Source organism: Embleya sp. NBC_00888, assembly GCF_045207655.1.
GTDB lineage: Bacteria > Actinomycetota > Actinomycetes > Streptomycetales > Streptomycetaceae > Embleya.
In genome coordinates, this window is the sequence record NZ_CP108784.1 from 7646400 (window position 1) to 7662047 (window position 15648).

Annotated in this window: 2 protein-coding genes; both read left to right on the plus strand. The window is 73.4% G+C overall.

Features of this window, described 5'->3' with window-relative positions:
* The first annotated feature begins 1 nt into the window (after position 1).
* Entirely contained in the window at positions 2-256 is a 255-nt protein-coding gene (locus OG948_RS32580) for a hypothetical protein (protein ID WP_406299900.1), read from the plus strand.
* Between the two features lie 5 nt (positions 257-261).
* Positions 262-15645, plus strand: coding sequence for a type I polyketide synthase (locus OG948_RS32585; RefSeq protein WP_406300384.1), 15384 nt, complete (start codon positions 262-264; stop codon positions 15643-15645).
* Positions 15646-15648 lie beyond the last annotated feature (3 nt).

The following is a 15648-nucleotide window of genomic DNA, read 5'->3' on the forward strand; positions in this document are numbered from 1 at the left end:
GATGACGAACCGCGCCCGCACGCAGACCGGAACCGGCACGAAGACCGGCGCACGCACCGGCACCGGCACCGGCACCGGCACCGGCACCGGCACGACGACGCAAGCAAGTTCCGGCACCACGACGCAAGCAGGCACCCGCACGACGACGCAAGCAAGTACCCGCACGAGCACCCGTCCACGGACCCGCAACGACGCCCGCGAGATCACCGGTTGCCAGGCCGCACGTTCAACGGCCGCACGCTACGAGGGGGAATGACGACAGTGGCCGACGAACAGAAGCTTCGCGACTACCTCAGGCGGGTCACCACCGACCTGCACGACGCCCGCCGCCGCCTGCGCGAGGCCGACGAGCGTGAGCACGAGCCGATCGCGATCGTGGGGATGAGCTGCCGGTACCCGGGCGGGGTCGGGTCCCCGGAGGACCTCTGGCGGCTGGTCGACAACGGCGTGGACGCGGTCTCCGGCTTCCCGGTGGACCGAGGCTGGGATCTGGACGGCCTGTACGACCCGGACCCGGAACACCTCGGCACCAGCTACACCCGGCACGGCGGCTTCCTGCACGATGCCGCCGCGTTCGACCCGGAGTTCTTCGGCATCTCACCGCGCGAGGCGCTCACCATCGACCCACAGCAGCGCTTGCTCCTGGAGACCGCGTGGGAGGCGATCGAACGGGCCGGCATCGACCCGGCCGCGCTGCGCGGCAGCAGGACCGGTGTGTACACGGGCGTGATGTACAGCGACTACGCGTCGCGCCTGCGCTCCGGGACGGCCGCCGCGGCCGGCGAGTTCGAGGGGTATCTCGGCAGCGGCAGCGCGGGCAGCGTGGCCTCCGGCCGAGTCGCGTACACGCTCGGCCTGGAGGGCCCGGCGGTCAGCGTGGACACCGCGTGCTCGTCCTCGCTGGTCGCGCTGCACTGGGCGGTCGGCGCGCTGCGGCAGCGGGAGTGCTCACTCGTGCTGGCGGGCGGCGTCACCGTGATGGCCACGCCGGCCACCTTCGTCGAGTTCAGTCGGCAGCGCGGGTTGTCGGCGGACGGCAGGTGCAAGGCGTTCGCCGCCTCGGCGGACGGTACGGGCTGGTCCGAGGGTGTCGGGATGCTGCTCCTGGAGCGGCTCTCCGACGCGCGTCGCAACGGTCATCCGGTGCTCGCGGTGGTTCGGGGTACCGCGATCAACCAGGACGGTGCCAGCAACGGCCTCACCGCGCCCAACGGCCCCGCCCAGGAGCGAGTGATCCGGGCGGCACTGGCCAACGCCGGTCTGAGCGCGACGGACGTCGACGCGGTCGAGGCGCACGGGACCGGCACCTCGCTCGGCGACCCGATCGAGGCGGACGCGCTGCTCGGTGTCTACGGCCGGGGTCGTGACGGCGAACGGCCCTTGTGGCTCGGGTCGTTGAAGTCGAACATCGGCCACGCCCAGGCCGCCGCCGGGGTCGGCGGCGTGATCAAGATGGTCCAGGCGATGCGCAACGGCGTACTGCCCAGGACGCTGCACGTGGACGAGCCGTCGCCGCATGTGGACTGGGCGTCGGGCGCGGTGTCGCTGCTGACCGAGCCGGTCTCGTGGTCGCGGACCGAGCAGCCCCGACGGGCGGGTGTGTCCGCGTTCGGGGTCAGCGGCACGAACGCGCACGTGATCCTCGAAGAGGAGCCCCGACCGACACCGGACCCGGCCCCGGACGCGGACACGGCACCGGACCCGCAGCCGATGCCCGGCCGGGTGCCGCTGCTGCTCTCGGCCCGCACCGAGGAGGGCCTGCGCGCCCAGGCGGCGCGGTTGCGCGCGCACTTGGCCGAGCACCCCGAGGCGGACCAGGCCGACGTGGCGTACTCGCTGGCGACCGGCAGGTCGGCGCTAGACCAGCGCGCGGTCGTGCTCGGCGCCCCGGACGACCGGTCGGGGGCGCTCGCCGGCCTGGCCGCGCTGGTCGACGGGACGCCGCACGCCGATGTGCTGCGGGGGAGTCTCCCGGACGGGGACGCCGAGCGGTTGGCGTTCGTGTTCGCGGGTCAGGGTGGTCAGCGGGTCGGGATGGGTCGTGGGTTGTACGAGGCGTTCCCGGTGTTCGCGGCGGCCTTCGACGAGGTGTGCGACGGGCTCGAAGTGGAGCCGGGCGCGAGTTCGTTGCGCGAGGTGATCTCGGGTGGCGTGGACGGTCTGGATGGGACGGGCTTTGCGCAACCGGCGTTGTTTGCCGTCGAGGTGGCGTTGTTCCGGTTGTTGGAGTCGTGGGGTGTGCGGCCGGATGTGGTGGTCGGGCATTCGGTGGGTGAGATTGCGGCGGCTCACGTTGCGGGCGTGTTGTCGTTGGAGGATGCGTGCCGTCTGGTGGTGGCTCGCGGCGGGTTGATGCAGGCGTTGCCGGTCGGTGGCGCGATGGCGGCGGTCGGTGCTGCGGAGGCGGATGTTCTGCCGCTGATCGAGGGCCGGGCCGATGTTGTCGGGATCGCCGCGATCAATGGTCCGGATTCGGTGGTGGTCTCCGGCGCGGAGGCCGTGGTTTCCGAGGTCGTGGCGCATTTCGAGGGGTTGGGTCGTCGGGTGCGGCGGCTGCGGGTCAGTCATGCGTTCCACTCGCCGCTGATGGACCCGATGCTCGACGAGTTCCGCCGGGTCGTGCGGGAACTAAGCTTTGCTGAACCGCAGTTGACCGTGGTCTCGACCGTCTCGCCGGATGGTGACTGGACGGACCCCGAATACTGGGTGCGCCACGTCCGACAGCCGGTGCGTTTCCACGACGCGATTCGTACCCTGGCGGCCGAGGGAGTCGGCGGGTTCATCGAGCTCGGGCCCGACGGGTCGCTGAGCGCGCTGATCCGGGGCGCGCTGGAGGCGGGCGATCAGCCGGCCGTGGCGTTGTTGCGGCGGGATCGGGCCGAGCCGGACAGTACGCTGTCCGCCCTGGCGACGCTCCATGTCAACGGTGCGGTGGCCGGGGTCGACTGGGCCTCGTTCGTCCCGGGCGCGCGGCGGGTGGACCTGCCGACGTACGCCTTCCAGCGCCGCCGGTACTGGCTGGACGCCGAGCAGGCGCCCGCGCGGAACGCCCGGGACGAGCGGTTCTGGGCGGCGGTCGGCGCGGGGGACCGGGAGGCGCTGGCGCGCGAACTCGCGGTCGAGGACGACGCGGCGCGCGGTTCGCTCGACGCCCTGCTGCCCGCGCTGTCCGCGTGGTCGCGGCGGACCGAGGAGCAGTCCCGTACGGACGCGTGGCGGTATCGGATCGGCTGGCAGCCGATCACGTCGGCCGTGCCGCCGGTGCTGACCGGCACCTGGTTGGTCGTGGTACCGAGCGGCGGGCACGAACTGCCCGCCGACCTCGGCGCGTACGGCACGATCCGCACGCTGGAGCTGGACCCCGCCGACCGGGAACGGGAGCGCGCTGCCGTGCGGCTGCGCGAGGCGACGGACGGGGTGGACGATCTCGGCGGCGTGATCTCGCTGCTCGGGCTGTCGGGGGCGGACGAGGACCTCTTCGACACGGTCGTCCTGCTGCACGCGCTGGGCGATACCGACGTCACCGCACCACTGTGGTGCCTGACCCGGGGTGCGGTGACGGCGGTCGACGGAGACCGGACGACCGGCGTCGCGGGCGCCGCGATCTGGGGCCTCGGCCGCGTCGCGGCCCTCGAACACCCCACCACCTGGGGCGGTTTGATCGACCTGCCCGAGGTCGTGGACAGCGGCGTGCTGCGCCATGTGGTCGGCGTACTGGCGGCCGGCGACTCGATCGAGGACCAGGTCGCGGTGCGGGCGTCGGGAGTGTTCGCGCGGCGGCTGGTCCGGGCACCGGGTACGGGCGGCTCCGCCGACGAGTTCGACGCGGGCGCGCCGTGGGCGAGTTCGGGGACGGTGCTGATCACCGGTGGCACCGGGGCGCTGGGCGCGCGGGTGGCGCGGTGGCTGGCGGACAACGGCGCGAGGCACCTGCTCCTGGTCGGTCGGCGTGGCGCCGCCGCACCCGGAGCGGACGAGCTCGTGGCCGAACTGACCGGACGGGCCGACGGGATCACGGTCACCGTCGCGGCCTGCGACACCGCCGACCGGGCCGCGCTGGCCGCGCTGCTCGACACGATCCCCGCCGACCGGCCGCTGACCGCTGTCGTACACACCGCGGGCGTCCTGGACGACGGTGTCCTGGCCGAGCTGACCGAGGAGCGCCTGCACGACGTGCTCCGACCCAAGCTCACCGCCGCGCGCAACCTGCACGAGCTCACGCTCGACCACGAGTTGTCCGCCTTCGTGCTCTTCTCGTCCATGGCCGGCACCGTCGGCTCGCCCGGACAGGCCGGGTACGCGGCGGCCAACGCCGCACTGGACGCGCTCGCTCGGCAGCGCAGTGAACTCGGCCTGCCGGCCGGCTCGATCGCGTGGGGCCCGTGGGCCGGCTCCGGGATGGCCACGGACGAAGCGGTCGACGCGCGGATCCGGCGCGGCGGCGCGCTGCCGATGAACCCGGACCTGGCGATCGAGGTGCTCGGCGACACGGTGCGCTCGGGCGAGCCGTTCGTGGCGGTCGCCGACCTGGACTGGACACGCTTCCTTCCGGCGGTCACCGCCACCCGGCGCAGCCCGCTGTTCGACGGCGTCCCGGAGGCGCGGGAACTCGCGGCCCGGGACTCCTCGGCCGCCGGCCCGGGCACCGACGCGCCGGCGCTGCGGGAGAGCCTGGCCGCCCTGCCCGAACCGGAGCAGGACCGCGCCGTGCTGGAGTTGATCCGAGCGCACGCCGCGGCCGTGCTCGGGCACGGCTCCGGCGCCGCGATCAAGGACAGCAAGGCGTTCCGGGAGCTGGGCTTCGACTCGCTGATGGCGGTCGAACTGCGCAACCGGATGATCCGCGCGACGGGCCTGCGCACGCTGCCCACGACGCTGGTCTTCGACTACCCGACGCCCGCGACCATGGCCCGCTACCTGCGGGCCGAGATCCTGGGCCGGACCGCCGGCACGACCCCGGCGAACACCGCGCGGCCGGCCGGCGAGCCGGACGAGCCGATCGCCATCGTCGGGATGAGCTGCCGGTTCCCGGGCGGGGTGGCCTCACCGGAAGACCTGTGGCGCCTGGTCGAGGGCGGGGTGGACGCGGTCGGCGGCTTCCCGGAGAACCGGGGCTGGGACCTGGACACCCTGTTCGACCCGAACCCGGAGCAGTCCGGGAAGACCTACGTGGACCGCGGCGGCTTCCTGTACGAGGCGGGCGAGTTCGACGCGTCGTTCTTCGGTGTCTCGCCGCGTGAGGCGCTCGCGATGGACCCGCAGCAGCGGCTGCTCCTGGAGGCCTCGTGGGAGGCGTTCGAGCACGCCGGGATCGACCCGAGCACGCTGCACGGCAGTGACACCGGCGTCTTCGCGGGCTCCAACGGTCAGGACTACGGGCCGCGGGTCGACGAGATCCCGGAGGGCCTGGAGGGCTACTTCCTGACCGGTAACGCCGCCGCGGTGATCTCCGGCCGGGTGGCCTACGCCCTGGGCCTGGAGGGTCCCGCGGTCACGGTGGACACCGCGTGCTCGTCGTCGCTGGTCGCCATGCACTGGGCGGCCCGGGCGCTGCGCCAGGGCGAGTGCTCGCTGGCCCTGGCCGGCGGCGTGACGGTGATGGCGACGCCCGCGACCTTCATCGAGTTCAGCCGGCAGCGCGGCCTCGCGGTGAACGGCCGGGCCAAGGCGTTCTCGTCGGACGCGGACGGCACCAGTTGGGGCGAGGGCGTCGGGATGGTGCTCCTGGAGCGACTGTCCGACGCACGACGCAACGGCCACGAGGTGCTTGCCGTCCTGCGCGGATCGGCGATCAATCAGGACGGTGCGAGCAATGGCTTGACAGCGCCGAACGGTCCGTCGCAGCAGCGGGTGATCCGGGCGGCGCTGGCCGACGCGGGCCTGTCCGCCGCCGACGTGGACGCGGTGGAGGCGCACGGTACCGGGACCACGCTCGGCGACCCGATCGAGGCGCAGGCCCTGCTGGCCACGTACGGACAGGAGCACGACGCCGAACGGCCTTTGTGGCTGGGCTCGTTGAAGTCCAACATCGGCCACACCCAGGCTGCCGCCGGCGTCGCGAGCGTGATCAAGATGGTCGGCGCGATGCGCCACGGCGTGCTGCCGAGGTCGCTGCACATCGTCGAGCCGTCGCCGCACGTGGATTGGGCGTCGGGCGCGGTGTCGTTGCTGACCGAGCCGATGGCGTGGCCGGAGACCGGTGCGCCGCGCCGGGTCGGCATCTCCGCGTTCGGGGTCAGCGGCACCAACGCGCACGTGATCCTGGAGCGCCCGGAGCCGACCGCGGACCCGGTCGCGGCGGAACGTCCGCCGACGAGCGGCCTGTTGCCGGTGCTGCTGTCTGCGCGCGACGAGGAATCGCTGCGGGCACAGGCCGAGCGGCTGCGGACGCACCTGGCCGAGGCACCCGAGCTCGCGCCCGTCGACGTGGCGTACTCGCTGGCCCATGGCCGTACCACGTTCGAGCACCGCGCGGTGGTGCTGGGCGAGGACCACGAGAGCATCCGGACCGGGTTGCGCGCGCTGGCGGCAGGCGCGGAGTCGCCGGCCCTGGTGCGCGGTACGGCGAGCGCCGAACCGGGCCGTCTGGCGTTCGTGTTCGCGGGTCAGGGTGGTCAGCGGGTCGGGATGGGTCGTGGGTTGTACGAGGCGTTCCCGGTGTTCGCGGCGGCGTTCGATGCGGTGTGCGATCGGCTCGATGCGGAGCTGGGTGAGGGTTCGTTGCGCGAGGTGGTCTCGGGCGATGTGGATGGTCTGGATGGGACGGGTTTCGCGCAGCCGGCGTTGTTCGCGGTCGAGGTGGCGTTGTTTCGGTTGTTGGAGTCGTGGGGTGTGCGGCCGGATGTGGTGGTCGGGCATTCGGTGGGTGAGATCGCGGCCGCGCATGTGGTCGGGGTGTTGTCGTTGGAGGATGCGTGCCGTCTGGTGGTGGCGCGTGGTGGGTTGATGCAGGCGTTGCCGGTCGGTGGTGCGATGGCGGCGATCGGTGCTGCGGAGGCGGATGTTCTGCCGCTGCTGGCGGGGCGGGAGGACGTCGTCGGTGTCGCGGCGATCAACGGCCCCGCGTCGGTCGTGATTTCGGGTGCCGAAGCGGTGGTTTCCGAGGTCGTGGCGCATTTCGAGGGGTTGGGTCGTCGGGTGCGGCGGCTGCGGGTCAGTCATGCGTTCCACTCGCCGCTGATGGACCCGATGCTCGACGAGTTCCGCGGCGTGGTCGGCGAACTCGCGTACGGCCGAGCAGAGTCCGACTACGAATCCACGGTCGAGGTCGGCGGTGACTGGACCGATCCCGAGTACTGGGTGCGTCACGTCCGGCAGCCGGTGCGCTTCCACGACGCGATCCTCGCGCTCGAAGGTCAAGGCGTCGCGGCGTTCGTGGAGCTCGGCCCCGACGGTGCGCTGACCGCGCTGATCCGGGGCGGGCTCGACACCACCGACGACGCGGTGACCGTGGTGCCGGTCCTGCGCAAGGACCGTGCCGAGGCGGAGAGCGCGCTGTCCGCGCTGGCGACCCTGCATGTGCGCGACGTGGTCCCGGACATCCGCTGGGACACCTTCCACCCGGGCGCCCGTCGGGTGGACCTGCCCACCTACGCGTTCCGACACCACCACTACTGGCTGGACCTGTCCGCCGCCGGGAACACCGACGCGGCGGGCCTGGGACTGGCCCCGCTCGGGCATGCGCTCTTCGGCGCTGCGGCGGAACGCGCCGACGGCGGGGGCGTGTTGTTCACCGGCCGACTGTCTCTGCGCACCCACCCGTGGCTGGCCGACCACGTCGTGATGGACACGGTGCTGCTACCCGGGACCGCCTACGTGGAGCTGGCGGTACGGGCCGGTGACGAGGTGGGTTGCGGCCTGCTCGAGGAACTGACTCTGGAAGCACCGCTGATCGTCCCGGAGCGCGGCGCGGTGATCGTGCAGCTCTGGGTCGACGGACCCCAGGACTCCGGGCGACGCACGTTCGGCCTGTACTCCCGGGCCGAGGAGGACGGCGGCGAGCCGACCTGGCAGCGGCACGCCACCGGCACCCTCGCCCAGGCGGTGGAGCCCGCCGAGACCGACGCCGACCCGCTCGGCGAGTGGCCGCCGGCCGACGCGGACCGGGTGGACCTGGACGGCTTCTACGAGCGGCTGGCCGGGCTCGGCTACGGATACGGCCCGACCTTCCGGGGCCTGCGCGCCGCCTGGCGCCGAGGCGACGACATCCTCGCCGAGGTCGCGCTGCCCGACGACGCGTCCGTCGCCGGATTCGGAATGCACCCCGCGCTGCTCGACGCCACGCTGCACGCGACCTTCCTCCAGTCGGCGGCGGACGGACTACGGATCGGTCGGGGTGCGCTGCCCTTCGCCTGGGAATCCGTCGTGCTCCAGGCCGGCGGCGCCTCCTCGGTCCGGGTCCGGGTGTCGCCGATCGGCGACAGCGCGGTGTCCATCACCGTCACCGACCCGACCGGCCGCCCGGTGATCTCGGTGCGCTCGCTGGTGCTGCGCCCGATGTCCGCCGACGGGCTTCGGGAACGGCGGCCCGCGCACCGGGACGCGCTCTTCCGCGTGGACCGGGTGCCCACCGTGCTGGGCACGGCGGACCCCGAGACCGTGGCGTCGACGCCGCTGCGCTGCTCGGACCTGGCCACGGTGCGTGAGGCGGGTGCGTACGTACTCGACGCGCTCCAGCGGCACCTGGCGGACCCGAGCGCACCGCCGCTGGTCGTGGTGACGTGTGGTGCGGTCGGGGATCCGGTGCAGGGTGCGGTGTGGGGTCTGGTGCGGTCGGCGCAGTCGGAGCATCCGGGTCGGTTCGTGCTGTTGGACGTGGACGTGCCGGGGACGGCGTCGGCGGAGTTGGTGGCCGCCGTGGTGGCGTCGGGCGAGCCGCAGGTGTTCGTGGCGGAGGGTGCGGCGAGTGTGCCGCGCTTGGCGCGGTTCACGCCGCCTGTGGATGTCACCGGGCCTGATTGGGGTTCGGGGTCGGTGTTGGTGACGGGTGGTACGGGGAGTCTGGGTGGGTTGGTGGCTCGGCATCTGGTGTCTGGGCATGGTGTGCGGGATTTGGTGTTGGTGAGTCGGCGGGGTTCGGCGGCGCCGGGTGTGGAGGGGTTGCGGGCGGGGTTGGTTGCCTCCGGTGCGCGGGTGGAGGTGGTGGCGTGCGATGTCTCGGATCGGGCGTCGGTGGTGGGTTTGTTGGCGGGTCGTTCGGTGTCGGCGGTGGTGCATGCGGCGGGTGTGCTCGATGACGGTGTCGTGGAGTCGTTGTCGGCGGAGCGGGTTGCGGGTGTGGTGGCGGCGAAGGTGGACGGCGCGTTGTTGTTGGACGAGTTGACGCGGGGGCGGGGGTTGTCCGCGTTCGTGTTGTTCTCGTCGGCGGCGGGTGTGTTGGGTTCGGCGGGGCAGGGTGGTTACGCGGCGGCGAACGCGGCGTTGGACGCGCTCGCGGTGCGTCGGCGGGCGGCGGGTCTGCCGGCCACCTCGCTCGCCTGGGGCCTGTGGGCACAGGCCGAGGGGATGACCGGCGAACTGGACGCCGCCGACCTGAGCCGGGTCACCCGCTCCGGCATGGTGCCGCTGACCCCGGAACTCGGACTGGCCCTGTTCGACGCGGCCGTGGCCACGGCGGAACCGCTGCTGGTACCGGTCGGGTTGGACTCGCGGGTGCTTCGGGCCAGGGCGGCGGACGGGGGCCTGCCGCCGCTGTTGCGCGGCCTCTTCCGCGCCCCGGCCCGGCGTACCGCGCACGGCGAATCGGGCCCCGGTGGCGAGGGTTCGCTGCGGGACCGGTTGCTCGCGCTGCCCATCGGCGAGCGGGATCGCGCCGTGCTGGACCTGGTTCGCACGCACGTCGCGGCGGTGCTCGGGCACTCCGGCGCCGACGCGGTCGATCCGGAACGGGCCTTCAAGGACCTCGGGTTCGACTCGCTGACCGCCGTCGAACTGCGGAACCGGGTCAACGCGGCGACGGGGCTGCGGCTTTCGGCGACGCTGGTCTTCGACCACCCGACCCCGGCCGTGCTGTTCGAACACGTACGCACCGAACTGCTGGGCACAGAGGCGGAGACCGCCGACGAGACGGCGCGGACCGGGTCGAGCGCGGCGCGCTTGACCGGCGTGGCCGTCGCCGACGACGAGCCGATCGCGATCATCGGGATGAGCTGCCGCTACCCGGGCGGGGTGGCCTCGCCCGAGGACCTGTGGCGACTGGTCGCCGAGGGCCGCGAGGGCATCACCGGCTTCCCGGCGGACCGAGGCTGGGATCTGGACAACCTCTTCGACCCGGACCCCGACCGGGCGGGCCGGACGTACGCCACCGAGGGCGGATTCCTGCACGACGCGCTGGAGTTCGACCCGGAGTTCTTCGGCATCTCGCCGCGTGAGGCGGCGGCGACCGACCCGCAGCAGCGGCTGCTCCTGGAGACCACCTGGGAGGCGTTCGAGCGGGCCGGCATCGATCCGCAGACCGTACGCGGCAGCCGGACCGGTGTGTTCGCCGGTGTGATGTACCACGACTACGCGGCCCGGCTGCGGGACATCCCCAGCGGCGTCGAGGGATACCTGGGCAACGGCAGTTCCGGCAGCGTCGCGTCCGGGCGGGTGGCCTACACGTTCGGCCTGGAAGGCCCGGCGATGACGGTGGACACCGCGTGCTCGTCCTCCCTGGTCGCCCTGCACCTGGCAGGACAGGCGCTGCGCCGGGGCGAGTGCACGCTGGCGCTGGCGGGTGGGGTCACGGTGATGGCCACACCGGGTGTCTTCGTCGAGTTCAGCCGGCAGCGCGGGTTGTCGGCGGACGGCAGGTGCAAGGCGTTCGCGGCGACCGCGGACGGGACCGGCTGGTCCGAGGGCGCGGGCATGCTGCTCCTGGAGCGGCTCTCCGACGCGCGCCGCAACGGCCACCGGGTGCTCGCGCTCGTGCGCGGCACGGCAGTGAACCAGGACGGTGCCAGCAACGGCCTCAACGCGCCGAGCGGCCCGTCGCAACAGCGGGTCATTCAGGCCGCGTTGGCCGGCGCCGGGTTGTCCACGGCGGAGATCGACGCGGTGGAGGCGCACGGTACGGGCACCTCGCTGGGCGACCCGATCGAGGCCCAGGCGCTGCTGGCCACCTACGGCCAGGGCCGGCCGGAGGATCGGCCGTTGTGGCTGGGCTCGTTGAAGTCGAACATCGGCCACACCCAGGCCGCCGCCGGGGTGGGTGGCGTGATCAAGATGATCGAGGCGATGCGGCACGGCGTACTGCCCAAGTCGTTGCACATCGCCGAGCCGTCGCCGCATGTGGACTGGGCGTCGGGCGCGGTGTCGCTGCTGACCGAGCCGGTGGAGTGGCCGAGGACGGGCGCACCCCGGCGAGCGGGTGTCTCCGCCTTCGGGGTCAGCGGTACCAACGCGCACGTGATCCTGGAGCAGCCGGAGCCGGTCGGGCCGGTCGAGCCGACTTCGGGCCAACGGCCTTCGGGCATCGGGCCGTTGCCCGTGCTGCTGTCGGCTCGCAGTGAAACGGCCCTGCGGGCCCAGGCGGGGCGGCTCGGTGCGCATCTGGCCGAGCACCCGGAGATCGAGCCCGCGGATGTGGCGTTCTCGCTGGCCGAGGGCCGGGCCGCGTTCGAGTTCCGCGCGGTGCTGGCGGCCTCGGACCGGGCCACGCTGCTGGCCGGCGTGGACGACCTGGCCCACGGCCGTACGCCTCGCGGCGCGTCGATCGGGACGGCCGGCGGGTCCACCCGAGGACTCGCGTTCGTGTTCGCGGGTCAAGGTGGTCAGCGGGTCGGGATGGGGCGTGGACTGTACGAGGCCTTCCCGGTGTTCGCGGCGGCGTTCGACGAGGTGTGCGACCGGCTCGAAGCGGAGCCGGGCGCGGGCTCGTTGCGTGCGGTGGTGAGTGGCGAGGCGGAGGGTCTGAACGAGACGGGCTTCGCGCAGCCGGCGTTGTTCGCGGTCGAGGTGGCGCTGTATCGGTTGGCGGAGTCGTGGGGTGTGCGGCCGGACGTGCTGGTCGGGCACTCGGTGGGCGAGATCGCGGCCGCGCATGTGGCCGGGGTGTTGTCGTTGCACGACGCGTGCCGTCTGGTGGTGGCGCGTGGCCGGTTGATGCAGGCGTTGCCGGCCGGCGGTGCGATGGTGGCGATCGGTGCCGCCGAGGCCGAGGTGCTGCCGCTGTTGGCGGATCGGGACGAGCCCGTCGGGATCGCCGCGATCAACGGTCCGGCCGCGGTGGTGGTCTCGGGTGCCGAGGCGGCGGTCGCGCAGGTCGCGGAACACTTCGAGGCGGCGGGCCGTCGGGTGCGGCGGCTGCGGGTCAGCCACGCGTTCCACTCGCCGCTGATGGACCCGATGCTCGACGAGTTCCGCCGGGTCGTGGACGAACTGTCCTTCGCCGAGCCGAAGGTGGCCTCGGTGTCCACCGTGACCGGTGCCGCCGTGGTCGGCGAGTGGAGTGATCCGGACTACTGGGTGCGGCACGTGCGGGAGCCGGTCCGCTTCCACGACGCGATACGCGCGATCGAGGATCGAGGCGTCGGCGGATACGTCGAACTCGGCCCGGACGGTGCGCTCACCGCGCTGATCCGCGACGGCCTGGGGGACGGCCTGCGAAACGGCGACGAGGTGTTGCCGGTCGTCCCGGTGCTGCGCAGGGACCGGGACGAGACGGAGACCGCGTTGGCGGCCCTGGCCGTACTGCACGTCACCGGCACCGCCGACATCGGGTGGGATTCCTGGTTCCCCGGTGCCCGGCAGGTGGATCTGCCCACCTACGCGTTCCAGCGGCGGCACTACTGGCTCGACGCCGGTTCCGCCGGCGACGTGTCGGCGGTCGGATTGGCGTCGGCGGAACACCCGCTGCTCGGGGTCGCGGTCGCACTCGCCGGTTCGACCGGTGTGGTGTTCACCGGACGAGTGTCGGTGCGCTCGCACCCGTGGCTGGCCGACCACGTCGTGCTCGGCACCGTCGTCCTGCCCGGAACGGCCTTCGTGGAACTGGCCATTCGGGCCGGTGACGAGGTCGGCTGCGGCCTCCTGGAGGAACTGACCCTGGAGGCTCCGCTGCCGATCCCGGCGAGCGCCGCGATCCGGCTCCAGGTCGCCGTCGGCGACCCGGACGCGGCCGGCCGTCGGCCGCTCGCGGTGTACTCGTCGGCGGACGACGCGGACACCGGGACCGTGTGGACCCGGCACGCCACCGGCACGCTCGCACCGGGTGTGCCCGGCGAGGCCGCCGAGTCGATCGAATGGCCGCCCGCCGGTGCGGAACCGGTCGACACCGGTGACCTGTACCACCGCTTCGCCGCCGCCGGCATCGACTACGGCCGGGCCTTCCAGGGCGTGCGCAAGGCGTGGCGGCGCGGCGCGGAGACCTATGCCGAGATCACCCTGGCCGAGGACGTCCCGGTGGACGGGTACGCCCTGCACCCCGCGCTGCTCGACGCCGCACTGCACACCGCCGCGCTGGCCGGCGATTCGGATGCCGAACTCGGCTCCCCGCTGGTGCCGTTCGCGTGGAGCGGGGTGCGCCTGGCGGCCACCGGGGCGGTCGCGCTGCGGGTCGCGGTGGTGCCGACCGGCGAGGACGGCATCTCGATCGTCACCGCCGACGCCGAGGGCCGACCGGTGCTCAGCGTCGACGCGTTGGTGCTGCGGAGTGTGCCGCGCTCGATCCCGATGGGCGGGGCGGCCGACGATCTGTTGTTCCGGACGAGCTGGGTCGAGATCGACGCGCCCGGTGTTGCCGAACCGACGGCGCCCGGCCGGATCGCCCTGCTGGGCGACGAGGACACGTTCGGTGTGGCCGAGGACGCCTATCCGGACCTGGCCGCGCTGTCGGCCGCGATCGACGGCGGCACGCGGGAGGTGCCCGACGCGGTCGTGGTGCCCTTCGCGTACACGCCGGACCTCGCACCGGACGCCGTGCACGGCGCCGTGCATCGAACGCTGGCCCTGGTGCACGCGTGGCTGGCGGAGGCGCGCTACCCCGACACCCGGCTCGTGGTGCTGACCCGTGGTGCCACGACGCCGGACCCGACCCCGAGTCCGAGCCCGAATCCGACGGACGTCGCGCACGCCGCCGCGCTGGGGCTGTTGCGCACCGCGCAGTCCGAACACCCGGACAGGTTCGTGCTGATCGACCTGCCCGGACCGGGCGAGGCGGAGCCGGGGGCGGACGAGGCGGCCCGGGCGGTAGCCTTCGCCGCGACCGGCGAGGAGACCCAACTCGCCCTGCGTGAAAGTGTCTTGCTCGCACCGCGACTGACCCGGGTCGCCGCGTCCACCGAACCGACCGCGGCCGACTGGGGACCGGACGCGAGCGTCCTGATCACCGGCGGCACCGGCACGCTGGGCGGGCTGGTCGCCCGGCATCTGGTCCGGCGGCACGGCGTCGGCAACCTCGTGCTGACCAGTCGACGCGGCGCCGGCGCACCGGGCGCCGACGCGCTCGTCGCCGAGTTGGCCGAACTGGGCGCGCGGGCGACCGTGGTCGCCTGTGACGCGGCCGACCGCGACGCGGTGGCCGCGTTGCTCGACGCGCACCCGATCACCGCGGTGATCCACGCCGCCGGTGTCCTCGACGACGGCGTGGTCGAGGCGCTCACCCCGGAGCGGGTGGACGCGGTGCTCGCGGCCAAGACGGATGCCGCGCTGCACCTGCACGAACTCACCCGGGATCGGGAACTGACCGCGTTCGTACTGTTCTCCTCCGCCGCCGGGGTGTTCGGGGCACCGGGCCAGGGCAACTACGCCGCCGCCAACGCGGCGCTGGACGCGCTGGCCGAGGTCCGACGCGGACAGGGCCTGCCCGCCACGTCGCTGGCGTGGGGGATGTGGGCCGAGGCGAGCGAGCTGACCGGCCGGCTGGCCGCCGCCGACCTGCGGCGGACCGCTCGGGGCGGGATGCTTCCGCTGTCCGCCGAGGAGGGGCTCGCGCTGTTCGACGCGGCCGTGAACACCCGGCCGGACGGACCGGTGCTGGTCCCGATGCGACTGGACACCGCCACGCTCAGGGCGGGTTCGGCTCGCGTACCGGCCCTGCTGCGCGAACTGGTGCCCGCGTTCGCCGGGGTCGCCCGCCGGGTCGCCGGCACCGGCCCGGAGCGCGGCACGTCCGAATCGCTGGCCCAGCGGTTGTCCCGGCTTCCGGAGGGTCAACGCGAGCAGGCCGTGATCGCGGCGGTGACCGGTGAGACGGCGGCGGTGCTGGGCCTGGCACCCGGGGAAACCGTGCGGGCCTCGCGGGAGTTCCGGGACCTGGGCTTCGATTCGCTGGCCGCGGTCGAACTGCGCAACCGACTCAACGCGATGACCGGCCTGCGGCTGCCCGCGAGCCTGGTCTTCGACTACCCGACACCACGCGTGCTGGCCGGCTACCTGCGCGCCGAACTCGCCCCGCCAGGCGCCGAGAACGATGCCGCGGCGAGCCCGGTCGAGGACCGGGACGACGCGGCGGTACGCACCGCGCTCGCCGGCATTCCGGTGCACGTGCTGCGCGAATCCGGACTGCTGGAGAGCCTGCTGCGGCTCGCCGGACCGGCGGCGCATCAAGCGAACACCTCCGACGACCACGGCGGGACCGGGCGATCGGGCCCGGCCGACGTGGACTCCATCGACGCGATGGACACCGAAGCCCTGCTGGATCTGGCCCTCGGCACCTCCGAGTCCTGACCA

Excerpts from the sequence above, each read along its gene's own strand:
- OG948_RS32580 (WP_406299900.1), top strand. The coding sequence starts at position 2 with ATGACGAACCGCGCCCGCACGCAGACCGGAACCGGCACGAAGACCGGC.